Genomic DNA, 26,888 nt, shown 5'->3' with positions numbered 1-26,888 from the left:
TCTCAGTCGATGGCGTAACCGCTGGCCGGATCGGCGACTCCGTCGTCGTCACCGAAACAGGATTCGAATACATCACAAACTACCCTCGACAAATCCTGCTCAGTAAATAAGTCAACTGGCGGCTGACACAGTCATGGCAGGGCGCTGCTAAACAACCGAACTGCCGCAGCTGTAAGACTGAAACCCGGCGCGCCCTATTCGGCGCGCCGGGTGTCGTGAGAACATAGACGGTTGAGGTTGCTTATGCGCCCGTTGCGGCCATCCGTATAGGTCGCTCCGATCTCTTTCGGGGTTATCCAACAGATCGGACAAAGATAGAAAATGAGACTTCAGACCTATATTGTCGACGCTTTTTCAGACCGCCCCTTCAGAGGAAACCCCGCGGGTGTGTGCCCGCTTGACGAATGGCTGCCCGCATCGGTCATGCAATCCATCGCGAGCGAGTTGAACCAATCTGAAACGGTGTTTTTTGTTCCCAGAGCAAATGCACACAACAGCGACGCACTTGCCGAATACGACATTCGCTGGTTCACCCCCACGCGCGAGGTCGATATGATCGGACACGCGACGCTCGCCGCTGCTCATGTGGTGTTTTCCAATCTCGGGGTAGGGTTGGAAGCGGTCACCTTTCATTCCAGTTCTGTCCAAATGACTGTTCGACGCGGGGAAACCGGACTGCGACTGGATATGCCCGCACTTGTGCCAGAGGTGATCGACGCCCCCTCGGGCCTGATCGAAGCACTTGGGAAGAGGCCTGCGAAATTACTGGCCGCAAAGCATTATCTGGCGGTTTTTGACAACGAAGATGACGTTCTGAGCTGTGCTCCGGACTTCGCCGCTCTGGCAAAATTGCCATTGCCGGCAGTCATCATATCCGCGCAAGGGTCAGGAGAGTTTGATTTCGTTTCACGGTTTTTTGCCCCGGCGAACGGAGTGCCAGAGGATTCAGTGTCGGGCGTGTCGCATTGCTGTCTGACACCTTATTGGTCTGAAGTATTAGAGAAAAAACAACTGTTAGCGCGTCAGTTATCGGCGCGGAGTGGTGTGATTTCTTGCGAATACGACGATCCCAGGGTGTTCCTTGAGGGAACGGCTGCAGTGTCGTTGGAAGGTGTCCTGTTCATTCACTGAAGCTGCTGAAGCAGTTTGATTAACTGCGGGATGCATCTGTGCGCAGCCATCCTGCCGTGGGCTAACTTTTTATTACCGAACGCTCGCGTAAGCTGGTCCGCTATGGGTTCGACCAGTCAAGATAACGGTGTGCGGGCATCCGTCGATATATGCTTCAACGGATGCCTCAGATATCTGTTATCGAACCACATGAACCGAGCACGGAGCGTGACGTACCACGCGTGCGGCGGTCGAACCCAGAAGGTAATCCTGCAGGCCGGGGCGGTGGCTTGCGATGACTATGCAATCGGTTTCATGTGACGCCGCATAGTCTAAAATCCCGCGGCCTGCGTGCCCTTCGACCACTTCAACTTTGGCGCCCGGAATATCACCGATCAGCGGTTTCAGCTTGTCGCTGATCGCCGTTTTGGCAATTTCAAAGTGGTTCTCGGGCAGCAAGTCGCTGGTGTATTGCGGCAGATGTTCGACAACATGCAGCAATGTCAAACTGCCATCACTTTGCCAAAGGGCCCGTGCAACCTGGATAGACTGCGCGACGTCGCGATCTGCGTCAAAGGAAACGGGCACGAGAATATTTCGATACATTGATCAACTCCGAAAAATGCAACGACCAGTGCACGCAAAGATTGCGTACGCTGGCCGTTGAAGTTTGACCTGCAGCATATTCGAGGAGAGTGGCTGCATGGTCGGGGAAGGTCATGTCAGGCGGCCACAAACATGTCTTTGTACTGGTCACGCAGGACGTTCTTTTGAACTTTGCCCATGGTGTTGCGGGGCAACTCATCCAGCAGGATCAGTTTGCGAGGATGCTTGAACCGCGCAAGGCTGTCACGAACGGCACCCATCATCGCATCCAGATCGGGGGACTGGCCCGGCTCGGCCACGATCACACCCAGAACGGTTTCGCCAAAGTCAGGATGCGGCACGCCAACCACCGCGCTTTCCATAACGCCGGGCTGATCATCCAGAACCAGCTCAATTTCCTTGGGATAGATGTTGTATCCGCCCGAGATGATCAGGTCTTTGTTGCGACCAACGATATGGACATACCCATCATCGTCGATGCGACCCAGATCGCCGGTGATGAAGAACCCATTCTCGCGCAGTTCGGCGGCGGTTTTCTCCGGCATCTGCCAGTAGCCCTTGAACACGTTGGGCCCGCGCACCTCGATCTCGCCGATCTCGCCCTGCGGCAGCGGATTGCCATCTGAATCACAGATCTGCAGTTCGACCCCGGGCAAGGGAAAGCCTACGGTGCCTGCGCGGCGGTCACCGTCATAAGGGTTTGAAGTGTTCATATTGGTTTCGGTCATGCCATAGCGTTCCAGGATGCGATGACCGGTACGTTCTTCAAACTGCACATGAGTTTCGGCCAGCAACGGGGCCGAGCCCGAAACAAACAGGCGCATATGTGCGGCCAGATCCTTGGTGAAACGATCATCATCCAGCAGACGGGTGTAGAAGGTCGGCACGCCCATCATGGTCGTGGCTTCCGGCATCCGTCCGATGATCTCATCCAGATCGAATTTGGGCATGAAAACGATGCTGCTGCCCGCGGCCAGCGTGACATTGGTGGCCACGAATAGTCCGTGAGTGTGAAAGATCGGCAGCGCGTGCAGCAGCACGTCGTCGGATGTGAAGCGCCATTCCTTGACCAGCGCCTGCGCATTCGACAACAGGTTATTCTGGGTCAGCATTGCACCCTTCGACCGGCCCGTGGTCCCCGAGGTATAGAGGAACGCGGCCAGATCATCGCCGTCACGGTCAACGGTCTCAAAGCTGGCAGGCATGGCGGCTGCCTGCTCCATCAGGCTGCCGCTGCCATCAGCGTTCAGGGTTTCCACCTTCGCGTCAAGCTGCGCACCAACCGGGGCGAGTTTCTCTTCGCTGCGGCTGTCACAAACGATCAGCGAGGCGCCACTGTTTTCGATGAAATAGGTCAGTTCATCCACCGTGTAGGCGGTGTTGAGCGGCAGGAATACAAGACCTGCTTGCGCACAGGCAGCATATAGCGCCAGCGCTTCGGGCGATTTCTCGATCTGCGCCGCAACCCGGTCGCCGGGTTTCAGCCCCAGCTGCGTTGCCACATGGGCGATCTGTGCGGCGGTGCTCAAAAAGTCCTGATGGGTGATGGTCGTTCCGTCGAGCAGCTGCAAAAAGGCTGTGTCTTTACCGGCATGAGCGCCGAACAAACCGTCATAGAGAGGATTGGCCATAAGGGTTACCTTTCCTGTGTCGTGGTGAGAGAGGCTGACGCGGCAAGCGATTTGGCCTCGGGAGAGGCGATGACCTCGCGGGTATTGGCGAACTGCTCGTGGTTCTGGGCCACACGGCCAAGGTCATAAAGATAGTTGACCATTGTCCCGCCAGACTGCGCCCGGCCTTTGTCCGAAACATCGGCATCGGCATGGACCGCATGGACCAGCGCGCCATTGCCAAGATGGAACCGTGCTACCGGATCAAACGGCAGATCGCCGCGGCCTTTGGCGCTCAGCAGGTAATGTGCGGCCAGCGCCTTCATCTGATCGGGCTCTTCGATGTTCCAATCGATGCTTTCCTGCGACAACCATTTGGTCAGCCCCGGAATTGGCGAGAGTGTGACGAAAGTCTTAAGCCCCGCCAACTCAGCCGACAGGTCCGAGGCCACTTGCTTAATCAGCGAATTGCCGAAAGAGATGCTGGCAAGGCCCGCCTGACAGTTGGAGATCGAATAGAACACCGCCGTATCGGCCTGATCCTGCGGCAGCGGATCGCGGTCCTCGGCCAGCAGCGCCTGAACCGAACCCGGAATGCCGCTATTCAGCGCCACTTCGACAAAGATCAACGGCTCATCCGGCATCGAAGGATGGAAGAAGGCAAAGCAGCGCCGATCCGTGGGTTCAAGCCTGCGACGCAGGTCGTCCCAGCTGTCGATAGCATGCACCGCTTCATAGGCGATGATCTTTTCAAGAATATGCGCCGGGCTCTCCCAGTTGATTGGGCGCAGCACCAGAAAGCCGCGGTTGAACCAGCTGGCGAACAGGTGCCTGAAATCCAGATCAAGCGCCTGCAACTCGGGCTCCTTGCCGCCCAGCCGCAGCAGGTCGGCGCGCATCTGAACCAGCGCCCCGGTGGCACCGGGTACCCGGTTCAGGCGGCGGATCATCTCTTGCCGCGCCGGTTCGACGGCGGCGGCGAAGGTGCGATAGCTGGCCTTCGAGGGGTTGCGCTCGTACTCGTCCAGTGACGAACGCACCGCCTCGGGGTCGATATTCATGGCGGTGGCGAGATAGCGGAAGAACTCCAGCTTGTCGTCATCGCTCAGCGTATCGAACCTTGTCAGGATTTCCTCGGCCAGAGCCAGCCCCGAGGTTTCCCCTGCTGATCCAACCAGCGCGTCGGCCAGTTCGGTCAGCGGGCGGCCATCCGGGGCCACCGCGCTGTCGCGGCGGTAACGCCGCTCGAACACGGTGGATAGAAGATCCGCCAGCAGGGTCATACCGCTGCTCCCATGATCACGTCGGGCAGCCAAGTGGCCAGACCGGGGAACAGGCAGAGCAGGATGATTGCGATCACCATGCAGGCCACGAAGGGCAGCGAACCGGTCAGGATGGTCTTCAGCGAGATGTCGGGCGCAATGCCGTTGATCACGTAGAGGTTCAGACCAACTGGGGGTGAGATCAGGCCAATCTCCATGTTGATGGTCAGCACAACCGCGAACCAGATCGGGTCAAAGCCGGCGGTGGTGATGATCGGCAGCAGGATCGGTGCCGCCATCAGGATCACAGCCACGGGTGGCAGGAAGAACCCGGCGATCAGCAGGAACACGTTGACCGCGCCCATCAGAACCCAGCGGTTCACATCCAGCGTACCGATCCATTCGGCAATTGCCTGGGTGATGAACAGCGAGCTGAGCATGTACGAGAACACCCCGGCGGCAGCGATGATGAACAGGATCATCACGCTTTCCTTGGTGCTGTCGCGCAGCACGACCCAGATGTCCTTGGGGTTCCACAGCTTGTAGATAATCATCGCGATCAGCAGGCAGAGCAGGGCACCAACAGCGGCTGTTTCCGAAGGCGTGGCGATGCCGCCATACATGGCGTAAAGCACACCCAGGATAATGCCGAGGAAAGGCAGAACACGCGGTAGGATCTCGAACCGTTCAGCCCAGGTGTAGCTGCCCGAACCCAGACGGGTCGCGTCGCCGGATCTCCAGGTCGAATACAGCGACCAGGCCATGAACAGGCCCACCAGCATCAGGCCCGGGATCACACCGGCCAGAAACAGACGGCCAATCGAAGTCTCGGTGGCGATACCGTATACGATCATGGTGACCGATGGCGGGATCAGGATCCCCAGTGTACCGCCTGCAGCGATCGAACCGGCGGCCACACCGTCGGGATAACCACGCTTGCGCATCTCGGGGATGCCCATCTTGCCGATGGCGGCACAGGTGGCAGGCGACGAGCCTGACATGGCGGCGAACAGCGCGCAGGCACCAAGGTTCGAGACAACCAGACCGCCCGGAACACGGGTCAGCCAGCGCTCGAGCGCTTCATAAAGGTCTGCCCCAGCTCTGGTAGAGGCGATCGAGGCCCCCATGATGATGAACATCGGGATAGACAGAAGGGCAAAGTTATCGAGTTTGCCGAACAGGATTTCCGGCATCAGTTCCAGCGAGCGGGGGCCGTCGAAGATGATCAGGAACCCGGCGGAAACGATCAGCAGACCGATGGCGACCGAGACGCCCGAGAACAGAACGAGGATGGTGGCGATGGCGACAATAGCGCCTAGCAGAAGGGGATCCATCGGCTTTACTCCAGTCCGAAGGGTTTATCGATGCCAAGCAAGACGGCGACGAGGTCGGCAATCAGTTGCAGCAGCAACAGGCCAAAGCCAACCGGGATGGACAGATAGGGAATCCACAGGCGCACACCCCAGACAGTGTCAGATTTCCAGCCGCGCTCCCACGCGAAATGCCAGTATTCGTAGCCGTAGAACAGCATGACCGAGACGATGACGATGGAAAGAACCGACGTCAGGATCGCCATGAAAAAGCGCGCACGCGGTGCCAGTGAGATTGGGATCAGGTCGACATTCACATGCCCGCGCAGGCGCTGCACATAAGGCAGCCCGACCAGCGTGGCCGCGATGACCAGATAGATGACCGCTTCGGTTTGCCAGATGGTCGATTGATTCAGCACGAAGCGCACGACGATCATCTGGCAAGTGATAGCGACAGCAGCGACGATCATTCCTGCGGAACACCAGCCCGCCAGAGTTGAAAGTGCGGCGACGAAACGAAGGAAGGGATTGTTCCCTGTGTGGGAAGCAACGGCAGAGCTATGACCGGCCATTTGCGCCTCCTGTGATTGAGATGCAATTAAGTCTGAAGATCAGAGAAGATCAGAACTGAGATCAGGTGCCGGGCGGCGGCGGGGCCGCCCGGTAAGAGGGGGTCACTCGACCGCCAGAGCCTTGTCCAGCAGGTCCTGCCCATCAGGAACCTCTTCTACGAAGGCTTTGTAGGACGTCTCTTGTGCCAGAGCGCGCCAGGCTTCGAAGTCTTCCGGGCTCATCTCGGCAATTTCGACACCAGCCTCTTCAAAGACCTTGGCCGAGTTTGCGTCCTGTTTCTTGGCTTCTTCCAGATAGAAGGCCTGTGCTTTTTCCGAAGCAGCCAGCAGGGCGGCCTGCTGTTCTTCGTTCAGACCATCAAAGGTCGATTTGTTCATCAGCAGCGGCTGATACATGAACCACAGGGCCACATCGCCCGCAGGGGTGTAGCACGCGACCTGCTCGTAGATGCGATAGCTGACGAAGGACGAAGACGAGGTGTTGGCTGCCTGCAGAACGCCGGTTTGCATCGCGTTATAGATTTCCGACGATGCCATGGATGCGATCGAAGCATCTGCACCTGCCAGCATTTGCTCGAACGACTTACCAGCCGCGCGAGTTTGCAGACCCGCCACATCCTCGGGGTTGGTGATGCATTTGTCCTTACCGGCGAAGCCACCAGCCAGATAGCCGTGTACCAGAACCATTACATCATCGTCGGCCATCTTGGCCTCAAGCGCGTCCATGAAGGGGGAATCCGCCAGGCGGGCTGCGTGATCGTGGTTCTTCACCAGACCCGGCATCAGCGTCAGGTTATAGGCGGGCTGCTGGCCACCGGCATAGCTGAGCGGCAGAACCGTCATATCCAGCTGACCCCGGCTGAGCGGCTTGTACTGCTCGCGCGGTTTGAACAGCGATTTCGAGCCGAAGATCTTGATGTCCAGGTCGACATCGGCAGCGGCGACCTCATCGGCGACCATCTGCGCCACCTGATGGCGGATGTCTTTGTTCGACCACTGATGCGACAGACGTAGTTCTTTTGCACTGGCCAGCGTACCGGCAGATGCAAGCGCCATCGCGGCAACGGCGGTTTTGAGAATGGCTTTCATTTTTTCCTCCCTGTGAAACCCGGGCTGACCGGGGATACTGGAAATCATAGGGGGGTTATGTTTTTTTAGTCAAGTATTTTGTATACAAGAATTGAATTCTTGAGTTCTCGTTAATTTGTGAATAAAACAATAAGCCATGGACCAACGCCTTGCGGATACCATTGCCCAAGACCTGGAAGAGCTGATCTTTGACGGCACTTTCCCAGCCGGAGATCGTCTGGACGAAGTTCGCCTGGCTGATCAATTCGGCGTTTCACGCACACCACTTCGAGAAGCATTTCAAAGGCTTGCCCTGTCGGGGTTGGTTGACCTCATCCCGCGCCGTGGCGCTTTTGTCCGACAGCCCGGCCCGGTGGAGCTGATGGAGATGTTTGAGGTCATGGCCGAGCTTGAAGCTGTTTGCGGACGCCTTGCTGCTCTGCGCATATCGGACAAGGCTTTGAAGGATCTGTCCGACGCAAACAACAAGTGCCAGATGGCGGTGGATGCCGGGGACCCGGATACTTACTACCTCGAAAACGAGCGGTTTCATCGAATCATATACAATCAGTCCGGCAACTCGTTTCTGGAGCAAGAGGCGTCCAAGTTGCATAGAAGGTTGAAACCCTTCCGGCGGCAACAGCTGCGGTTCCGTGGACGTATGGAGCAGTCGATGTCCGAACACGAGGATATCGTGAATGCGCTCGACAAGGGAGATCCAGAAGAAACGGCGAATGCATTGCGCACCCACGTCGCCGTGCAAGGCGAGAAGTTCCACAACCTCATGGCCTCTTTGAAGAATACATCCGAATAACGACATTCGCGCAGTGCGGAGCGGTGCCCAGGGCCACCTTGAGGCCGGGATGACTGGCGGTATTAGAAGACGGATTTATATATCGGTTGGGTAAGCGGCGACCTAATGGGCTATCACTCATTCATCCATGGCAAAGTCGATATGAATGTGATTGCCGTCAGGATCCCAGACATTCAGTTGCACAATGTTTGCCGCAGCCAAATCCGTGCGCTGATACGTGACGTCCAACTGTTGCAGCTTGTCCTCGAATGCTGCGCGCCCGGTTGCAGAGAACGCAAAATGCTCAAGCTTAAGGCTTGTTTCCGAACCCACCGCTTCGGTCTCAACCCCCACTAAGTGCACGTAAGCGGTGTCGCCGGCATAGAGCCATGCGCCCGGAAACGGAAAATTCGGCCGTTCACCGACCCTCAATCCCAATACGCGTTGGTACCATTCGATCATCTGGCTCAGACGCGTAGTCCGCAGGTTCACATGATTTAGAGTCTCGATTGCCATGTCTTACCTGCGCGACCATTTGATCGAGCAACCCATCGAGGCGATCTGCTCGCGTGGTCCCTGACCGGTTTCTGAGATTTGGAGCATGGCGTTGACCAGTTCCGGAGTTCGATTATCGGCCGCCCCCATGTGTGCATCATCCAGTCGACCGCGATATTGCAGCTCACCATTGGCGTTCAGTCCGAAAAAATCCGGTGTACAGACTGCGTTAAACGTCCGACCCACAGCCTGGTCCTCATCAACGAGATAGGGAAAGGCGAAACCGTTGCGACGTGCAAATTCCTCCATCCTGGGCGGCGCGTCTTCAGGGTAATCCTTATAATTGTTGGACATCACCGCCAAAACGCCAATGCCTTTGGACATAAGGTAATCCGCATCACTTGCCAGCCGGGCAGCGATGGCTTTGACGTATGGACAATGATTGCAAATGAAAGCGATCAGCAAGCCGTTCCCCAGATGGTCAGACATCTTGACCGGCACGCCAGCCGGAGTTTTTAGCGTGAAGTCCGGCGCCTTCCAGCCAAAGTCGCAGATCGGGGTGTCCAACAGCATGATCGCCTTCCTTTGTGATGAGCCCGGGTGGCGTTCAGCCGACCGAGGTCATTTCGTTCAGCGTGAATTCCGCAACCGCACCTTCGGTGGCGGCCATATAGTCCTTCAGGTGCTGATTATTCATGTGGGTTTGCCACAATTCGCGCGATTCCCAATTCTCATAAAACAGGAAATGCGCTGGATTGTCGTTATCCTGATGCAGGTCGTAATTGATGCATCCCTCTTCGGCGCGAGTGATGTCGATCAGTTTGATCAGCTCAGCCTTCACCAGTTCGATCTGGTCCGGGTTGGCCTTGATGTTGGCCACGATGGTTAGTTTTGCCATGTTATTTATCCTCAATCGGTACTGAGGAGTACTTAGCCTGTTGCCTCTGCCGGATAAACGGGTATTGATCGGATAGATAATCCGGAAATTCCGCATAATGCTTCTGAAGAATATCGCTCTATTTCTGCAGATCGTCGAAAAAGGTTCACTCACCGCAGCCGCGCGCGAGGCGGGATTGTCCGCAACCACAGTGTCCGAACGATTGGCCGCCCTTGAAGCACATTACGGCGTCGTGCTGCTGAACCGGACGACCCGTTCCGTCCGCTTGACGGAAGAAGGCCGCGCGCTGGTTGAAGGTGCGCGCGAAGTGTTGGAATCCGTTGACGAGCTTGATGCGCGTATCCGTATGGGTGCACAATCGCTCAGCGGACCTATCCGAGTGTCTGCGCCCAATGATCTGGGGCGCTCGATTGTGTCAAAGGCAATCGGGAATTTTCTGACAGAGCATCCAGATATTTCGATCGAACTGTCGCTTTCGGATGGCTATGTCGACGTGGTGGGTGAAGGTACCGACATTGCTTTGCGCTTCGGCGAGATCGGTGACAGCACATTGCGAAGACGTAGTCTGGGTGAGTTTCGGCGGCTGGTCTGTGCTGCACCGAGCTATCTGGAGCGGCAGGGGACCCCAAACGCACCATCGGACTTGAGCACGCATAACTGCCTCGTGATGCGATTTGGTACCCATCTCGATAATCAATGGCGCTTTGGGCACGGTTCTGAGCAGCAGGTCGTTACCGTCAGAGGTGATCGCGTCGCCAATGATGGCGCGCTGGTCCGGCAATGGGGGTTGGAGGGGCGCGGGATCATCCTGAAATCTGCACTGGATGTCACCGCCGAAATCGATAATGGAGACCTAGTAGAAATCCTGCCATCTTACGCGCCATCACCGACGCCGCTGCAGATGCTCTTCCCACCTGGCCGAACCCAGCCGCGGCGCGTGCGAGCCTTTGCGGATCATCTCGAGAAAGCTGTGCGCCGTTCCGTGGAGCAACACATTGACTGAGACCGAAGTCAGTTCAAATTGCCAGATGTTATCCCTGAGGACCGGTTCACACGGATAGAAGGCCGTGTGAACCGGGCGCAGAAAATTTGCTTAACGTGCTCCCAGCATCCGCCTCAGGGTACCGTCCTTGTTGATGATGTGGTGCTTGGCCGCTCCGACGACGTGCAGGACTATTGCGGCGATAACGATCTTGGCGGCTAGAATGTGGATGAGCTCACCTAGCTCTGCCAGGCTTTCATTGATGGCAATTGGTCGCCCGGTATCGCCAAGGTTGGCCGCCACCAGATCCAGACCAAAGAGTGTCAGCCCGCGACCGGACATATAGGCATCCAGCATACCCGACAACGGCAGCGCGATCGTGCCCAGGATCAACACCCAATGAACCACCCGCGCCAGACCGTGTTCCATACGGGTGCCGGAGCTGACCTCTTGCGGCCATCCCATGCGCAGACGCAGAACCGCACGCCATAGGATGAAGATAAAAAGGAGCATGCCGAGGGATTTGTGAAGACCGTACAGGGCGAACTGTTCCGTGCGGGTCATGTACAGACCCATGGCGATGACCGCGATCATACCCAGCCCGACGATCCAGTGCAGAGAGATCTCGGTGCGGGTCAGAGGTGTGGTAGACATGGCTCGTTCCTTTGTGATGTGCCAAGCGTTGAGGACTAAACGGTCAAGCCGGGCCGTTCCGGCGAAATAAACCTGTTCGCCTTAGATTTTGCTCAACAGCTCGATTGTCGTTGAGCAGCGGACCAGCATGGTCTTCTGTCGCCGCACCGAAATCGGCTGGTATCTGGGCATAGCTGAGAGCTTTCGGGGAAAACACCCGGCCTCTCGCGACCAGGTGCAATCCGGTGTCGTTGACACACCTACACGCGCAATGCGCGGGCAAGCGTTGGAATCATCCTCGCTGTTTCGACCGCCCTGAAGTGGCGACGACTCGACTTCACCCTAGGGATTTATTTGGCGGCTTCAGAGTTCTGGACTGACGGTCTTCGATCATGACGATTTCGACCTGATGGGCTTATGCGTTGCGAGAGTTTATTGGCCGTACTCTTTGGTCGGTTTGCGATAGATTGTGTGGTAGTGTCCCGAACCCACGGCGCTGCTGCCTACATTGCCGCCGGTCGACAGCATCTCGATGATCAACGTCGGGCCTTGGATGCGCATATATGTGGGTGTGTTGACCTCATCGGTTCCCGACCAGGCAAACGAGATGTCATCCAATCCATCAGACAGTTCGGCCATGCGTGGGATGGCGGTTTCATCCGGCTGGATCGAAACCCATTCATTGATGACAGCCAGCAATAACTCTCGCTGGCCGGTATCCATATCTGCGGCAGACAAGCCGATCACCGATGGAATGGTGCCATCCTGCCCCGGCCCGGTCAGCACATCCTCGGGGATTGTGCCCGCATCTGCAGCGGTCTGTTGTGATGCGTTCAGAGCAGAAAAGACCGCGTACCCGGACAGGTGCATGTCGCGCACGGCCTGATAGTCAACTCCGTTGACGGTAAATATTGCCGGTTCGGTGCCGACAAACGTGGGCGACATGGTTTCGATCTGGTTGCCTTTGATCGAAATGTTCAGGGCAAGATGGTGCCCGCCGAACTGCCATCCCCATGATCCTTCGGTTGAGGGAGTGCCGAAGAAAGACAACCAGTAATTCTCTGGTGCCCATTGCAGCTGTTTGGCGCGCTTGTCCGCACTCAGGAACGTCTCAGCCGCCAACGCCTCAACCACGCTCTGATAGCCGTCCTCGCCCAGCGATGACGCCAGGAACTCAAACAGCAACGCGCGCTGCTCGTCCGAGAGTTCGCCGACTGAGATACCCGTCCGCTCAACGATCCCCGCAGGCAGGTTGGACCATTGCGCGCGGTTGGGGCTGTTAAGGTCAAACATGAACTGAGCCTTCGCGCCATCATCGATGCTGGCCAGAAACGTCTGGGCCGCCTCAAGGGCTGCGACGCCCGACGCCGGTCCGTAAGGCTGCGCGTAGGCCGGGATCGGGACGATCTGCGCATGTTCATGTGTTGGGGCTTCATGTGCGAACGCGGTCGTGGCGAGGAACAACGCTGCGGTTATCGTCAAAGCTCTCATCGTCATTATCCTTTATTCAATGTCCGTAGCTTCGGGCCAAATCACGCGCAAATCCTCGCGAAAGGCGAACCGCTCTAAATGAGAGCCAAGGATTTCTTGCAACTTCTGCAACTGTTCAAAGGTCTCGGCTTGGGCGCTCAACCGCAGAATGTCACCCTCGGCCTGTGCCCGCGCCGTGCCAGCTGAAAAGTGGAACACGACCTCATCTGTTTGTCGTTCAACATTGATCTTGTGGCCAAAATGTTTGGAAAGCTGTTCGACATACCCGTCGGCCTTCGGGGTTGAGAGCATGGTTTTTGATGACACTGGCATCCGGCAATCTCCGCTTTGTACTGAAGCGGATATAGCAACGCCATATTTGCTGGATTAGTTCGTTTTGTCAGATTTCTTTCTTCGATGAATTGAATGAATGGATATCCGTATCCGAAGGTTTATTCCATAGTGGCTGCTGACCAGACCACCTTTATCCAGCTTCAGCGCGCGATTTGTTGGAAGTTTAGGCACCCTGAAAGAGCGCCTGTGCCCATTCTGGAGGTCTTAAACAGCGGCTGCGGTCGAAGCGAATTTGGTCGATAGCGTTCAAAGTCCGATCATGTCGTTTCCTGCAAGCGGGTTTCGGGAATCGTCAAGTGAGCCGTCGTCAAAACTGAAAGGATCGTGGAAACTGCTGGAGAAACCTGATGACGACAGAAACGGTAACTCGTTCCCGGTCTGGTGGGCGGTTGGCCCGCCGCGCCATCCGCACCGCACCCAAGTTTGACATGCTTCCGGGCCTGACGCGCGGCATACCGCTGTGCGAGGTGATGGATCAGGCGCATGTCGAACGGATTGACGCGGCCTCGATGGATATATTGGAGAATGTTGGCGTCCAGTTCCGTGATCCGATTGCACTGGAAGACTGGAAGAAGGCGGGCGCAAAGGTCGAGGGCGAGCTTGTCTTCCTCGATCGGGGCTTGGTGCGCGAATTGATCGCCACGATCCCTTCGGATTTCACCTACCACGCGCGCGACCCGAATAAGAATGTGCGGCTGGGTGGAAATCACTCAATCTTTGTGCCGATGACCGGCGCGCCGTTCCTGCGCGATCTGGATGATGTGCGCCGTAACCCGACGCTGGACGATCTGGCGATGTTCCATAAGCTGGCACATATGATGCCCGCGCTGCATTCTTCGGCACACCATATCGTCGAGCCATATGATCACCCGATCAGCCAGCGGCATTTGCGGATCACCTATTCGTCCATGAAGCACTCGGACAAGACGTTCATGGGCATGACGACATCGCCCAAGAACGCCGAGGATGTGATGGAGATGTGCGCGATCCTGTTCGGTGAGGATTATCTTGAGGATCACCCTGTCACCACGGGTAACTGTAACGGAAACTCCCCGCTGGTGTGGGACGAAACCATGCTGGGCGCGATGCGCGCGTTCTGCCGCCGTAAGCAGCCGGTGCTGTGTTCGCCTTTCGTGCTGGGCGGTGCCAACACACCCGCCAGTGTACCGGCCACAGTGGCGCAGTTGAACGCCGAAGCGTTAAGCGCGCTGGCCTATACTCAGGTCATCCGCAAGGGGGCGCCCGCGATCTACGGGCATTACCTATCCACGGTCTCGATGAAGTCCGGTGCACCGATGGCAGGTACGCCTGAGATCAGCCTCATGAATTTCATGATCGGCCAGATGGCGCGATACTATGGCGTGCCATGGCGGACCTCGAACACGCTGGGCGGGGCCAAGACCTTTGACGCGCAGGCCGGGTACGAATCCGCTACCACCTTGAGCGCCGTGATCCACGCTGGAGCAAACTATATCTGGCATTCGGCGGGCTGGAATGAGGCCGGGATGCATTGCTCGGTCGCGAAGTTCATCGTCGATGCCGAACAATGCGCAATGGCTTATCGCATGGCGGAAGGCCCCAAATGGGCCGACTTCGATCAAGCTGTCGCAGCGGTTCCTGATGTAGGCCCCGGAGGTCACTATCTGGGCCATCCGCACACGCAGGAGAACTTCCAGCAGGCTTTCTTCATGCCTGAGCTCTTCGACAACAATTCGATCGAGCAATGGCAGGCCGAGGGCAGCATCGAGATCACCGAGCGCGCTCTCAAACATGCGCGCAAGCTGCTGGCCGAGTATCAGGAACCCAAGCTGGACGATGCCAAGAATGAAGCGCTGCTGGATTATATCGCGCGTCGTGAACGTGAGATACCGGCGGCGGATGAATTGAACCAGTCTTACTGAGCCGGATACACTCCCCGAACTGGCCCGTCTTTCTTTTGAGACGGCTTCTTTTTTGAGTTCTCAAACGCGAAACGCCGCCCGAATTGGGCGGCGTTCTTGGTTTGGATTTGAGCGCTGTGGCTTATTCAGCAGCCTGTGTAGCGGTGCCTTCGTGCTTGTCACGCAGCCCGTCACGGTAGAGCGCTTTGCACAGCGAGATGCACATCAGGCCCATTACCATGGTGAATGGCAGTGCACCGATGATCATTGCGTTGCGCAATGCGTCCATCGGGTTGTTTTCACCCGCCGCCAGGATCAGCGCACCAATCACTGCCGTCAGGATCACACCCCAGATGATACGGTGCTTGATGCCCGTCTCCTGGCTGCCGCCTGACATGATCGTATTCATCACCAGAATTCCCGAGTCCGCAGAGGTCACCAGGAAGGTCATGATCAGGATCACGCACATCACGTTCAGCATCGACAGCAGGCCACCGTCGATCATGTAGGACAGCGTCACGAACAGCTTGTTGGTGTTCGATGCGCCGATGATCGCGCCTTCAGCCGCGCCTGCCAGCTCAAGGTCAATCGCGGTTCCGCCCAGAACGGTCATCCATGCAAAGCAGACCAGCGCCGGTGCGAAGACACAGCCCAGGATGAACTCACGCACGGTACGTCCCTTCGAGATGCGTGCCAGGAACAGGCCCACAAACGGCGAGAACGCAATCCACCAGGCCCAGTAGAAGGTAGTCCAGCCGGCTTGCCAGCCGAACTGACGACCTTGCTCGCCCGCAGCGTAAGCTGCCGCCAGAGTGGCCTCATCCAGTTCCGCCGCAGCCCCTTCCAGACCGCTCTTGAAGCCGTCAAAGCTGCCCCAGGCGTTGGTTGCACCGCCCATCAGGGCATCCGCGTGGGCTTGTGCTTCGGCAGGCAGAGCTGCCGCGAAGGCTTCGGCCGAGAGCGGGCCATAGGCACCGAAGCTAAGCGAGATAAAGTGCAGGATATAGTCGACCATTGCCGTGCCATATGTGGTCATGGCGAAGACGAACGAGCCGAACACAACGAAGGTGCCCAGCAGGATGATCGACAGAACCAGGTTCAGGTTCGACAGGTATTTCACACCCCGGCCAACACCCGATACCGCCGAGATGATCGACAGGCACATGATGACAACCAGACCCGTGATCAGACCCACTTTGGACGGGGTTGGCACTTCACCACCCAGATCCATCACCCATTCCATGCCGGTGATGGCATAGACACCGTCGATGAACTGGCTGACGCCGTAACCAATGGTGACGGAAACACCCAGGATCGTTGCAACAACACCCAGCACGTCAACCACATGGCCCAGAAAGCCGTTCATCAGCTTGCCGAACAGCGGCGTCAGGGCCGAGCGGATGGTCAGCGGCATGTCGCGGGTATAGGCGTAGTAGGCCAGCGACAGGCCAGTCACCACGTAGATCGCCCAAGCATGGAAGCCATAATGCAGGAAGGTGAAGCGATAGGCCGACTGCAGCGCCTCGGGCGTGTTGCCGGCCACATCTTCCGACACCACCACCGGGTTCGAGCCCCAAAGGCCCAAAGGCTCGGCTGTGGCAAAGACCATCAGGCCGACGCCCAGACCGGCCCCGAACATCATCGAAAACCACGAAAAGTTCGAGAACTCGGGCTTTTCGCCCGGTGTGCCCATGACGCGTTTGCCGGTGCCCGGAATGATGGCCACTATGGCCAGAAAGAAGAAGAACAGCCCGACGATGATGACGTAGAAGCCGTTGAAGCTTTCCAGAAGCTTGCCGTTCCAGCTGCCCAGCGTGCCGTTCGCATTGGCCGGAAACACCAAAGCCCACAGCACCAGCGCAACCATGATCGCCTTACTGATAAGCGCAATCGGAACGCTGTAATTCTCATAAAATCCGGCATCCGCCGTCTTTATCTCCAAATCCGTAAAAGGGTCCTTTATCGACATCTAATTCCTCCCGTGTCGAGTTTCCCGCCATTCACTGGCTGTTCTTATTGGCATGATCGCAAATCGGTTTATTCGTCGGTTGCTTTCCATTCCTTCCATCTCAGGATCAGGTTCGCTCCAATCTCGCGGAACGGTTGCGGAGGCAGCTGTTTGGGCGCAGCCTCGGCGTTGAAATGTCGTGAAATTTCGGATTGATGGCCGCAGGCCATCTCGGCGGCAGCGATGCCTGTCAATGTGCCGCGCGCTGTGCCCAGCCCATTCTGCACGCAGCCCGAATAGACACCGGTATCGATTTCCCGCGCCACAGAGACGCTGTTCAGGCTCAGGCAAAGGTGACCGGCCCATTGATATTCCATCTGATAGCCCGCCAGTTGCGGAAAGCGCTGGTCGAATTTGCGTTGCATGACTCTGCCGGCCCGGCGCAAGTCGCTTGGGGAGGCCGCCATTTTGGGACGCAGCGCTGCGCAGGTGCGGGTGATAATCCGGTTGCCGCCCTGACCGGTGTCTATGCGGCGCACTGTCGTGCCCATCGGGTCAGACGGGGTCACGCCCCAACGGTTCTGCCCACCCAGTTTGCGAAGTGCGTCATCATCCAGCTCGGGTGTCATCGCGGCAAACAGGAACAACTGCATCAGTCGGTTGCGCTCGATCCCGAAGCTTTCCAGATGGCCATTGACGGTCAGTATGACTTTCGGAGCAGTCACCGCGCCTTTTTGGGTCATCACCTGCCAGCCTTCACCCTTGCGGGCAAAACCGGTAACGGGACTGTTTTCGAAGATGCGCACGCCTTGTCCGGCAAGCCCGTCTGCCATCCCTCGGATGTAACCAGCAGGTTGCAGCATCACGGTACCAGACGTGTAAAGCCCGGAAACGTAATGGCGTGAGCCGGTCAGTTCGAACATCTGCTGCGGGTCCAGCACCTGACTCTCCTCACCTAGCGAGGCGAGATGCTCAGCGTAACTTTTGTTGTGGTCCTCGGCTTTTTCAGTGGCAGCCCCATTCACCTTGCCAGAGGGATCAAAGAAATTCGGATCGATCTGGTATTCTTCCACCGCCGACCGGGCAAAGCTTATGGCCTGCCGGTTCAATGCGATCGTTTTTCGATCATCACCACCGCCGGAGTAGTCGTCCGAGGCCAGATCATGCGGCAGGTCGATCATGAAGCCCGAGTTTCTTCCTGCCGCTCCCTCTGCTACGCGCCCGGCCTCGATTACCACGACACTGGCATTGGGTTGCAACTGCAGAATGCGCCGGGCTGCGGATAGGCCAGCATATCCTGCACCGATGATTGCAAAGTCGGCGCTTTGATCGTCATCCAGCACTGCCGCAGGGGCCTGGTCGCCCAGAATGACACTCCAGGCGGCAGGTCCTCGTTGGACCGGTAGGGTATGTGCAGTGTAGCGTGTCAATTCACAGCCTCGTCTGCGTCATCGGCAAGATCAATCCAGATGGTTTTCAACTGGGTATACTGATCATGGGCGTGAACTGAGTTGTCACGTCCGCCAAAACCCGACTGTTTGAAGCCTCCAAACGGCGTCGAGATGTCGCCTTCGCCAAAACTGTTCACTGTTACGGTGCCAGCGCGCAGCGCACGGGCGCCACGGATCGCGCGTTTTGCATTGGCGGTGAAGATCGATGCGCAGAGCCCGTATTCGGTGTCATTGGCAACCGAGATTGCCTCATCAAACCCGGACACTTCGATAACCGACAACACCGGGCCAAAAATTTCCTCGCGCGCAAGGATGGCATTGTTATCAGAGACTTCGACAACTGTTGCCTCAACAAAACCGTTATCGGCTTTGCCGCCGATCACGACGTTTTCGGCTTGATCAAGATAGCCGCATACCTTGTTGTAATGTCCTTCGGACACAAGCGCGCCCATGCGTGTTTCCGGGTTCAACGGGTCGCCGATATTCCACTGCTTGGCATGATGTGCGATTCGGTCCAGCAATTCGTCTTTCACGTCTTTGTGTACGATCAGGCGTGAACTGGCCGAGCAATTCTCACCCATGTTCCAGAACGCGCCATTGACCAGATGCTGGGCCACGCGGTCCAGGTTCTCGGCATCGTCCATCACGATGGCAGGGTTTTTGCCGCCCATCTCAAGCACAACCTCTTTGGCATTGGATTCTGCCGAGTAGGTCAGGAAGCGTTTGCCTGTCACGGTCGAGCCGGTGAACGAGACCATGTCGATATCCATGTGACGGCCAATCGGTTCTCCGACATCCGCCCCTCCGCCTGGCACGATGTTGAGAACGCCGGCCGGGATACCGGCCTCCATCGCCAACTCTGCCACACGCAGCGCAGTCAGGGTGGTTTCTGCCGCCGGTTTGACAACCAGCGAGCAGCCAGCAGCCAGGGCCGGGCCGATCTTCCACGCCAGCATCAACAGCGGGAAGTTCCATGGTAGCACCAACCCTACGACGCCAATGGGCTCGCGGATGACCATTGCGATATGATCATCGGAGGCGGGCGAGACCTGATCGTAGATTTTGTCGATCGCTTCGGCGTGCCATTTCAGGCAGTGGATGGTCTCGGGTACATCCACGGTCTCACAGTCATAGATGGTTTTGCCGCTGTCGATGCTTTCCATCATCGCAAGCTCGCGCGCGTTGCGGGTCATCAGTTTGCACAGGCGGATCAGCACATCCTTGCGCTCGGACGGGTGCAGTTTCGACCAGCGGCCATCGTCAAAGGATTCGCGCGCCTTTTCGACCGCAAAATCCACGTCTGCGGCATCGCAGGCGGCAATCTCGGCCAGTTTGTCGCCTGTGGCCGGATTGACGGTTGTAAAGGTTTTGCCGGACATCGCCGGGCGGAAGCTGCCATCGATGAAAGCGCCGGTAGGCAGGTCCAGACCCGCGGCAATGGATTTGTATTCGTCCTGAGTCAGCAGATTCATGTCTATTATCCTTCTGCCACGATGTCGGCGATTTTGCGTTTCAACACACGCGTGACCTGTTCCAGCGCGCGTTTGTCATCCTTGTTCAACCCGCGCAGCGGTGGGCGCATGACGCCTGCATCGATCCCGTTCATGGTGACGCCATGTTTGATGGTCTGGATGAACTTGCCACCCTGTTCCAGCACGTGCATCAGCGGCAGCATCGCTGACATGATGCGGCGGCCTTTGTCGAAATTGCCCTCGACCACACAGGCATTGTAGAGCGCCACGTGTTCGGCAGGCAGGAAGTTCGACCCACCACAGACCCAGAAGGGCGCGCCCCAGGCGAAGAATTCCAGCGCCTGATCGTCCATGCCGCAGCCCAGCTGGATATGTGGATAGTCGCGTGCCAGCAGATGCACCCGATTGATATCGCCTGAGCTTTCCTTGATGCCGCAGAAATTGCGGCTGCGGCCGACGCGATCCAGAAACTCTTCGCCCATCATGGTGCCGGTGCGGTGTGGATAGTTGTACAGCATCACCGGTAGATCAGCGGCCTTGTCGATGGCCAGCGCGTTCAGCGCGTTTTCCCGATCGGTGGGCACCGAATAGGCCGGGCTGGCGAGCAGGATCGCATCCGCGCCAATCTCGCGCGCGCCAGCGGCCAGAGCGATCGAATCCGGTGTCATCATCGCGCCGGTCCCTACGACCAGCGGTAGACGACCCTGCAAACGCTGATGGGTGAACTTGGCCAGCTCCAGCCGCTCGGCCACGGTCTGGGAATAATTTTCGCCGGTCGATCCGCCTGAGATCAGGCCATGCACGCCGTTTTCGATCAGGTATTCGATCACATCAGACAGGGCATCCCAATTGACGCTGCCATCTTCATGATAAGGGGTCACCACCGGGGTGTAGATCCCTTCAAACTTGAACAGGGGAGTCATTTACATCCTCATGCAGGGTTTTTGCGCGCCACTGTCCCCAGCGGCAGGTCAAGCCCGGTGGGCGTGACGAACAGCTCGATCTGGTCGCGCGAGAGATTCCAGTGATCGATGGCCAGCTGCGCAGCAGCCGCCTCATCACCCGCCTCGATGGCGGTGATGATGGCGTCATGCTGGAAGCTGGCTTCAGAGAGATTTTCAACCATCGTCGCATCTTGCGGACGGTAGAAGGTCATGCCGATCCGGGCGTGGTCGATCAACAGCCGTTTGAAGGATGGCAACAGATAGATGTTATCCGCCATATCTCCGGTAACCTCATGGAACCGGTTGTTCGCCATCGCCCGATCCGCACCCGAACCGGATCGCAGCGCCGTTTTGAATATGTCTTGCGCTTGCTTTAACTCATCTATTTGGGCGGGTTTTGCGTTCTTGGCGGCCAGCTGCAGGATGGCGCCGTAGATCATCGGCGCCGCCAGAAAGAAATCCCGCAACGTGGTATAGGACATGCCAGAGACCCGCGCGCCCCGATTTTCCCGCAGCTCCACATAGCCTTCGCCTGCAAGCTGCCGGAACACCTCGCGCAACGGCGTGCGCGATATCTGAAACTCATCCGACAGTGTCGCTTCGTCCAGATCCGCACCGGGGCTCATGGCCAGAGTCAGGATTTCGGTCTTGAGGTGTTCATAGAGTTCCGACTTCCGGCGCCGGGCTGCATCTTTCATCAAAACTGCTCCATTTCGTGGCTTCGAGTCTCTTGTGTGCGGGGTCGATTGCGCAGCCTTACAAGAAAATACAAATTGAGTACAATGAAAAAAATAGGAGTATGCAATTTCCTCCGAACGGGCTAAGCGACAGATTGGGATGTGCGTTTGCCGACAATCGCCAACCCCAAGGCTCACTCAAACCAGAGGACAGATATTTTTGCTGTCTGCTGGAATTCTGATACGAAGGTCACCATGTCCAAAACCCAGCATTTTACGTTCTTGCTGATCGAGGAGTTCTCTCATCTGGCCTTTTCCTGTGCGGTCGAGCCCTTGCGGATCGCCAATCTGGTTCAGGGCGAAGAGCTGTATAAGTGGTCGATCCTGTCCGAGGATGGGGAAAGGGTAACCTGCTCCAACGGCATCGTGACGATTGTGGATGGAGGAATCTCGCACATCCCGAAATGTGACCGGCTGTTTGTTCTGTCCGGCATTAACATGCGCAACCACGTAACCCGCCCTTTATTGGGCGCGTTACGGCGTGAACGGGCGTTGGGAACTCCTATCGGGGCGTTGTGTTCGGGTTCCTGGCTTTTGGCCGAGGCGGGTTTTCTGGATGGGTCAGAGGCCGCGATCCACTGGGAATACCATGACAGTTTCATGGAAGCCTTCCCCGAAGTGAATCTGGTGCGCAGCGTGTTCACGGCGGATGGCAGATACATCAGCGCGTCGGGGGGGACAGCGACTGCTGACCTGATGCTGCATCTGATCGAGCAGGATCACGGTCATGATCTGGCGGTCTCGGTCTCGGATCAGATGGTGTACAATGCAGTTCGCAATTCAACCGCTGAGCAGCGCGTTTCATTGCAGTCGCGTAACGGGATGCGCAACGCTCATCTGGCAAAGGCGATCCAGATCATGGAGCGGAACCTCGAAGCCCCGATTTCTCCGACTGAGATTGCGTCAGAACTTGGGATTTCGACACGCCAACTTGAGCGGCTATTCGGTAAATTCCTGAATGCGTCGCCGAAAAAGTATTTCATGGAGATGCGACTGGATCGAGCCCGGAAGCTGCTGCTGCAGACCGAGGCTTCTGTCACGGATGTCGCGATCGCATGTGGATTTGAGAACCCAGGGCATTTCTCGCGGGTGTACCGCGCTAATTTCGGCATCACGCCACAGATGCAGAAAAATAAAATTGATTGAGATGCTTCAATGCTCGCAAAAACAGCAGGTTAATCCTGCGATTTGCGGGTTTGACGCCTGACTCTGGTCAGGATACGAATTCTTGGCCTGTATTTATGTGGGTATTTTTGTCATAATCCAACAATTATGTGGACTTCTTTAGCTATTTTGTTACACCCGTCCTTCAAGGATGGAATAATTAGATGACGGACCAGTTCTCTCTCACGCCGCGAGAGATGCAATTGCTAGAAGCCTTACGTAGCCTCGGAGGCGATGCGCGCAACGCCGAGTTGGCGAGTTTTCTTGATGTTTCGGAAGAAACGATCCGGCGTACGGTCAAGTCGCTCTCCAAGCGTGGTCTGATTACGCGTGCCCACGGCGCTGCACGCCTGACCGGGGCGCGGCATGATACTAATTATTTCCAGAGACTGGGCGCGCATATCAACGAAAAGCGCAGGATCGCCGAAACAATCGCAAATCAGGTTCCCGATGGCGCATTTCTGTTTTTGGATGTTGGAAGCACCACGGCCTTCGTGGCCGAAGCATTGCGAGGCAAAAGCAGCCTTAGGGTAGTCACTAATTCCTCGAACGTGGCGCACACGCTGCTTGCGCGTCAGGGCAACCGCGTGTTTCTGCTGGGTGGTGAGATGCATCGTGACAGTCTGGGCGCGTTCGGCTTCGTTGCGGAAAGTCAGGCCAGACGGTATCTTTATGATTTTGCTATCCTCAGCGCGGATGCGTTGAGCGCCAAGGCGGGCTTCATGTATCTCGACCCGTCGGAAGCTGAGCTTGCTGCCGTCGTCGCGGAGCGCGCCGAAATGACGATCATGGCGATGGTTCATCAGAAACTCGGGGCTCTCGCCCCGCACCAAGGGCTTGCCCCTCAGCTGATTTCGAAACTCGTGACCGATGCTGAGCCCGGAAAGAAGCTGTCCGCCAGGCTGGAGCATTGGCAGATCGAAGTTGAGATGGCCGCCTGATGTCACTGACCTCTTTAACAGAAATTAGGAAATACGGGGCAGACCAGAAAGCCCGCATTTCAAACCGGCAGAAAGATCGCGCAGAATGGCAATTTTAGTATTCTTGACGCAACTGGCCGGTGCCACAATGCTCTTGCTGTTTGCGGTTCGTATGGTCCGCACCGGGATCGAGCGCAGCTATGGCGCGTCGTTTCAGCGGGTGCTGACGCGGAATGAAAGCATGGTGGGTTCGAGCCTTACCGGCCTGCTGTTGGCGGTAGTGCTGCAATCGTCGGCGGCGGTTGCGCTGCTGGCCTCGGGCTTTGCCGCCGGTGGATATCTGGCCTTTCCCGCCGGTCTGGCTGTTGTGCTGGGCGCGGATCTGGGCTCGGCACTTGTGATCCAGATTCTGTCTTTCCGACTGGATTGGTTGGTTCCGCTATTGCTGGCAGTAGGCGGCTGGCTGTTCGTCAAGACCGAACGCAAGAAGCCGCGCCAGATCGGGCGCATTCTGATGGGGATTGCCTTTATCCTGATCTCGCTGCGGTTCCTGCGCGAGGCAATGGATCCGATCCGTGACAGCGCTTTCCTGCCCGCAATCGCCGACTATTTGGTGCGCGACTACGTGACGGCATTTCTTGTCGGCGGTGCTCTGGCATTTGTCATGCACAGCTCGGTGGCGGCGATCCTGATGTGTGTCACATTGGTGCAAATCGGTGCGTTGCCATTTTCCGCCGGTCTGTCCCTTGTTCTGGGAGCGAATATGGGCAGTGCGCTGATACCGGTTTGGCTGACCCGCGGGATGGAGGCGCGCGCCCGTCGCATCCCCTTTGCCAATCTGGCGTTGCGCGGGGTTTGGGCGGTGCTCTGTCTGTTTGCTGCAAATCTGGCTTTGCGTTCCGGGTTGGTAAGTGGCGATTACCAAGGTCAGATGCTGGTGAACGCGCATCTTATGTTCAATGCCTCTTTGCTGATCCTGTCGCTGCCGTTCTGCACGTTGCTACAACCTCCGTTCGAACGCCTCTTCCCCGATGCTGCGCCAAACAGTCAGGCCGATCCGCTGGCGCGCCCGGTCAGCGCGTTGGATCCCGGCTTGGTTGAAACGCCGACACTGGCCGTCTCGGCGCTCAAGCGGGAGCTTCTGCGCATGGCTGATTTGGTGCAGATGATGTTCAGTCCCTTGCTTGGCCTTTACCGATCTGGCGATGAAGAACAGATCAAGGCCATTCAGGATATCGATCTGGATGTGAACCAGTGCCTGACGGATATTCGCACCTTCGTGGCCTCACTGCCGTCCGAGAACATGGACTCCCGGCATGCGGATGTTGCCCGCGACGTGCTGGAATACGCGGTGCGTCTTGAAACAGCAGGGGACGTTGTGGCCAAACGACTGACCGTGCTGGCATCGGAGTTGCGCGAGAGCGGTAAGCAGTTCTCGCCGGAAGGCTGGGCGGAACTGCAGGAGATGCACGAAAAAATCCTTGCGAATCTCAAACTGGCAACGAACGTGATCCTCTCGGAAGACCTTGAGAGCGCGCGCCTGCTAAATCTCGAAAAGACAGAGATCAAACGGGCCGAGCGTGACAGTCGCAAGCGGCATTTCCGCAGGTTGCAGAACGGTATGATCGACAGTTTTGAAACCAGCGACGTGCATCTTGAAACCCTGCGCGCCCTGCGCGAGTTCAACAGTCATATCGCTGCGATCTCGACGCCGATTCTGTATTCGAATGGCCAGTTGCTGGAAACGCGGTTGATTGAAACCCTGTCGCAACGGGAACGCGAAGCGGAGACCTGAGAGCCACCTGCGTTTCGCAAGATTTTCGGTCGTATATCGGTGCGGCCATGCCCACATTTTGGTCCACGTCGCGCATTTGCGGGCGGCTTTTTTGCGGCCGCTCGACGTCTATAAATAAATCCTATGATAAGATTGATATTATCGATTTTACATATGGGCCTCCGGATTGCAAAGGGTTGATCACAACGCGGTATCGGAGGTGAAGGATGAACAGAAGTGACCGGAAGATTGAAGCACCCCGTTTGGGTGAAGCTTATCTTCTGACGCCGGGGCCTTTGACGACATCTTATCCGGTGAAACAGGCGATGCTGCAGGACTGGGGCAGCTGGGACGAAGATTTCCGCGCGATGACGCGCGAGATGCGCAGCCGGTTGCTGGCGTTGCTGGGTGAGGGTGCTGAAGAGTTTGACTGCGTTCCGATGCAAGGCTCGGGCAGCTTTGCGGTTGAGGCGATGTTGGCGGCGTTCATTCCGCGGGATGGCAAGGCGCTGGTACTGGCGAACGGGGCTTATGGTCAGCGTTCGGCGCATACGCTGGCCTATCTGGGACGCGATCATGTGGTGCTGGACAAGGGCGATTACCTGCCGCCGCGCGGGTCGGAAGTGGCCGAGATTCTGGCCCAGGATCCTGCGATCACCCATGTAGTTGCGATCCATTGCGAGACCTCATCGGGTATTCTGAACCCGGTCGAGGAAATTTCGGAAGCCGTCTACGGGGCAGGGCGCAAGCTGCTGATCGACTCGATGTCGGCCTTTGGCGCGATTGAACTCAAGCCGTCTGAGATTCGCTATGAGGCGATGGTCTCTTCCGCCAATAAGTGTATCGAAGGCGTGCCTGGCTTTGGCTTCATCATCGCCCGCAAGGATGAACTTGAGGCGGCCAAGGGCAACAGCCATTCGCTGTCTCTGGATGTGCACGCGCAATGGGCGCATATGGAAAAGACCGGCCAGTGGCGGTTCACGCCGCCGACCCATGTGGTTGCGGCCTTCCTTGAAGCGCTGCGCGCGCATGAGGCCGAAGGCGGTGTTGCAGGCCGTGGCGCACGCTATGCCGACAACCGCGATGTAATGGTCGCGGGCATGCGCGAATTGGGCTTCGAGACATTGCTGCAGAACCGCTGGCTGAGCCCGATCATCGTGACGTTCTTCTGCCCCGCGGACGAGAACTTCGTCTTTGACCGGTTTTATGAGCTGATGAAGGACAAAGGCTTTATCATCTATCCCGGCAAGCTGACGGTTGTGGACAGTTTCCGCGTCGGCTGCATCGGGCAGATGGATGAACATGTGATGCGGCAGGTTGTGGCCGCCGCCAAGGACAGCCTGGCCGAGATGGGGGTCGCGAGCGCGGCGCCTCCGGCACGGGCACTGGAAGAACGCGCCAAACTGGCCGCCTGAAAAGACAAAGGACACTCCTC

The 26,888-nt window shown here is 57.4% G+C and carries 25 protein-coding genes; 8 read left to right on the top strand and 17 right to left on the bottom strand.

What is annotated here, in order from left to right:
• Positions 1–321 precede the first annotated feature (321 nt).
• Entirely contained in the window at positions 322–1,131 is an 810-nt protein-coding gene (locus ACR0NF_RS20895) for a PhzF family phenazine biosynthesis protein (protein WP_480668152.1), read from the top strand.
• Positions 1,132–1,308: 177 nt separating this feature from the next.
• On the opposite strand, the gene ACR0NF_RS20890 is transcribed toward ACR0NF_RS20895, so the two are convergent.
• The 6 genes from ACR0NF_RS20890 to dctP form a co-directional block, all read right to left on the bottom strand.
• A complete protein-coding gene (locus tag ACR0NF_RS20890) occupies positions 1,309–1,716 on the bottom strand; it encodes a universal stress protein (RefSeq protein WP_480472074.1) in 408 nt (135 codons plus the stop codon).
• Between the two features lie 116 nt (positions 1,717–1,832).
• Entirely contained in the window at positions 1,833–3,347 is a 1,515-nt protein-coding gene (locus ACR0NF_RS20885) for a malonate--CoA ligase (protein ID WP_480472073.1), read from the bottom strand.
• Between the two features lie 5 nt (positions 3,348–3,352).
• A complete protein-coding gene (locus ACR0NF_RS20880; RefSeq protein WP_480778889.1) occupies positions 3,353–4,609 on the bottom strand; it encodes a malonyl-CoA decarboxylase in 1,257 nt (418 codons plus the stop codon).
• A complete protein-coding gene (locus tag ACR0NF_RS20875; RefSeq protein ID WP_480778888.1) occupies positions 4,606–5,922 on the bottom strand; it encodes a TRAP transporter large permease in 1,317 nt (438 codons plus the stop codon). Before ACR0NF_RS20875 ends, ACR0NF_RS20880 begins: the two co-directional genes overlap by 4 nt.
• A 5-nt stretch (positions 5,923–5,927) precedes the next feature.
• Positions 5,928–6,470, bottom strand: coding sequence for a TRAP transporter small permease (locus ACR0NF_RS20870; RefSeq protein ID WP_480778887.1), 543 nt, complete (start codon positions 6,468–6,470; stop codon positions 5,928–5,930).
• A gap of 102 nt (positions 6,471–6,572) precedes the next feature.
• Positions 6,573–7,559, bottom strand: a complete 987-nt coding sequence (gene dctP / locus ACR0NF_RS20865; protein ID WP_480472069.1) for a TRAP transporter substrate-binding protein DctP — start codon at positions 7,557–7,559, stop codon at positions 6,573–6,575.
• Positions 7,560–7,695: 136 nt separating this feature from the next.
• Between dctP and ACR0NF_RS20860 the strand changes: the two genes are divergently transcribed.
• On the top strand, positions 7,696–8,352 hold the full coding sequence (locus ACR0NF_RS20860; RefSeq protein ID WP_480778886.1) for a GntR family transcriptional regulator: 657 nt from the start codon (positions 7,696–7,698) through the stop codon (positions 8,350–8,352).
• Between the two features lie 117 nt (positions 8,353–8,469).
• On the opposite strand, the gene ACR0NF_RS20855 is transcribed toward ACR0NF_RS20860, so the two are convergent.
• Genes ACR0NF_RS20855 through ACR0NF_RS20845 form a run of 3 tightly spaced genes read right to left on the bottom strand, consistent with a single transcriptional unit; the run spans position 8,470 to position 9,724 of the window.
• The gene (locus ACR0NF_RS20855; RefSeq protein WP_480778885.1) at positions 8,470–8,847 is read right to left on the bottom strand and encodes a VOC family protein; all 378 of its coding nucleotides are present in this window, start codon (positions 8,845–8,847) and stop codon (positions 8,470–8,472) included.
• A 3-nt stretch (positions 8,848–8,850) separates the two neighbouring features.
• A complete protein-coding gene (locus ACR0NF_RS20850) occupies positions 8,851–9,399 on the bottom strand; it encodes a thioredoxin family protein (RefSeq protein WP_480778884.1) in 549 nt (182 codons plus the stop codon).
• A gap of 34 nt (positions 9,400–9,433) precedes the next feature.
• Positions 9,434–9,724: a putative quinol monooxygenase gene (locus tag ACR0NF_RS20845; protein ID WP_480778883.1), complete on the bottom strand. Its 291-nt coding sequence runs from the start codon at positions 9,722–9,724 to the stop codon at positions 9,434–9,436.
• A gap of 97 nt (positions 9,725–9,821) precedes the next feature.
• Here ACR0NF_RS20845 and ACR0NF_RS20840 point away from each other — a divergent pair, with 97 nt between their 5' ends.
• Positions 9,822–10,727: a LysR family transcriptional regulator gene (locus tag ACR0NF_RS20840; RefSeq protein WP_480778882.1), complete on the top strand. Its 906-nt coding sequence runs from the start codon at positions 9,822–9,824 to the stop codon at positions 10,725–10,727.
• A gap of 90 nt (positions 10,728–10,817) precedes the next feature.
• On the opposite strand, the gene ACR0NF_RS20835 is transcribed toward ACR0NF_RS20840, so the two are convergent.
• The 3 genes from ACR0NF_RS20835 to ACR0NF_RS20825 form a co-directional block, all read right to left on the bottom strand.
• The gene (locus ACR0NF_RS20835) at positions 10,818–11,360 is read right to left on the bottom strand and encodes a cytochrome b (RefSeq protein ID WP_480778881.1); all 543 of its coding nucleotides are present in this window, start codon (positions 11,358–11,360) and stop codon (positions 10,818–10,820) included.
• Between the two features lie 411 nt (positions 11,361–11,771).
• Positions 11,772–12,830 (bottom strand): DUF3500 domain-containing protein, encoded by a 1,059-nt coding sequence (locus tag ACR0NF_RS20830; protein WP_480778880.1) that lies wholly within the window; start codon positions 12,828–12,830, stop codon positions 11,772–11,774.
• A 12-nt stretch (positions 12,831–12,842) separates the two neighbouring features.
• Complete coding sequence (locus ACR0NF_RS20825) at positions 12,843–13,142, bottom strand: DUF2218 domain-containing protein (RefSeq protein ID WP_480472062.1); 300 nt, start codon at positions 13,140–13,142, stop codon at positions 12,843–12,845.
• Between the two features lie 368 nt (positions 13,143–13,510).
• On the opposite strand from ACR0NF_RS20825, the gene ACR0NF_RS20820 reads away from it, so the two are divergent.
• Positions 13,511–15,064, top strand: coding sequence for a trimethylamine methyltransferase family protein (locus tag ACR0NF_RS20820; RefSeq protein WP_480668147.1), 1,554 nt, complete (start codon positions 13,511–13,513; stop codon positions 15,062–15,064).
• 121 nt (positions 15,065–15,185) lie between these two features.
• On the opposite strand, the gene ACR0NF_RS20815 is transcribed toward ACR0NF_RS20820, so the two are convergent.
• The 5 genes from ACR0NF_RS20815 to ACR0NF_RS20795 all read right to left on the bottom strand — a co-directional run bounded on the left by ACR0NF_RS20815 (position 15,186) and on the right by ACR0NF_RS20795 (position 21,556).
• Entirely contained in the window at positions 15,186–17,012 is a 1,827-nt protein-coding gene (locus ACR0NF_RS20815) for a BCCT family transporter (protein WP_480472060.1), read from the bottom strand.
• Positions 17,013–17,080: 68 nt separating this feature from the next.
• Positions 17,081–18,421 (bottom strand): NAD(P)/FAD-dependent oxidoreductase, encoded by a 1,341-nt coding sequence (locus ACR0NF_RS20810; RefSeq protein WP_480778879.1) that lies wholly within the window; start codon positions 18,419–18,421, stop codon positions 17,081–17,083.
• Complete coding sequence (locus ACR0NF_RS20805) at positions 18,418–19,914, bottom strand: aldehyde dehydrogenase (protein WP_480778878.1); 1,497 nt, start codon at positions 19,912–19,914, stop codon at positions 18,418–18,420. The genes ACR0NF_RS20810 and ACR0NF_RS20805 overlap by 4 nt, the downstream gene beginning before the upstream one ends.
• 5 nt (positions 19,915–19,919) lie before the next feature.
• Complete coding sequence (locus tag ACR0NF_RS20800) at positions 19,920–20,837, bottom strand: dihydrodipicolinate synthase family protein (RefSeq protein WP_480472057.1); 918 nt, start codon at positions 20,835–20,837, stop codon at positions 19,920–19,922.
• 8 nt (positions 20,838–20,845) lie between these two features.
• Positions 20,846–21,556 carry a GntR family transcriptional regulator gene (locus ACR0NF_RS20795; RefSeq protein ID WP_480778877.1) on the bottom strand — a complete coding sequence of 237 codons (711 nt, stop codon included), beginning with the start codon at positions 21,554–21,556 and terminating at the stop codon, positions 20,846–20,848.
• A 234-nt stretch (positions 21,557–21,790) separates the two neighbouring features.
• Between ACR0NF_RS20795 and ACR0NF_RS20790 the strand changes: the two genes are divergently transcribed.
• The 4 genes from ACR0NF_RS20790 (at position 21,791) to ACR0NF_RS20775 (ending at position 26,868) form a co-directional block, all read left to right on the top strand.
• On the top strand, positions 21,791–22,741 hold the full coding sequence (locus tag ACR0NF_RS20790; RefSeq protein ID WP_480659582.1) for a GlxA family transcriptional regulator: 951 nt from the start codon (positions 21,791–21,793) through the stop codon (positions 22,739–22,741).
• A 182-nt stretch (positions 22,742–22,923) separates the two neighbouring features.
• Positions 22,924–23,700: a DeoR/GlpR family DNA-binding transcription regulator gene (locus tag ACR0NF_RS20785; protein WP_480778876.1), complete on the top strand. Its 777-nt coding sequence runs from the start codon at positions 22,924–22,926 to the stop codon at positions 23,698–23,700.
• Between the two features lie 85 nt (positions 23,701–23,785).
• Positions 23,786–25,474, top strand: coding sequence for a Na/Pi cotransporter family protein (locus ACR0NF_RS20780; RefSeq protein WP_480778875.1), 1,689 nt, complete (start codon positions 23,786–23,788; stop codon positions 25,472–25,474).
• A 206-nt stretch (positions 25,475–25,680) separates the two neighbouring features.
• On the top strand, positions 25,681–26,868 hold the full coding sequence (locus tag ACR0NF_RS20775) for a 2-aminoethylphosphonate--pyruvate transaminase (protein WP_480778874.1): 1,188 nt from the start codon (positions 25,681–25,683) through the stop codon (positions 26,866–26,868).
• Positions 26,869–26,888 lie beyond the last annotated feature (20 nt).

Source organism: Ruegeria sp. CF4, from assembly GCF_056537345.1.
Note: the sequence above shows the minus strand (reverse complement) of the source record. Positions and strands in the feature narration are given on the sequence as shown.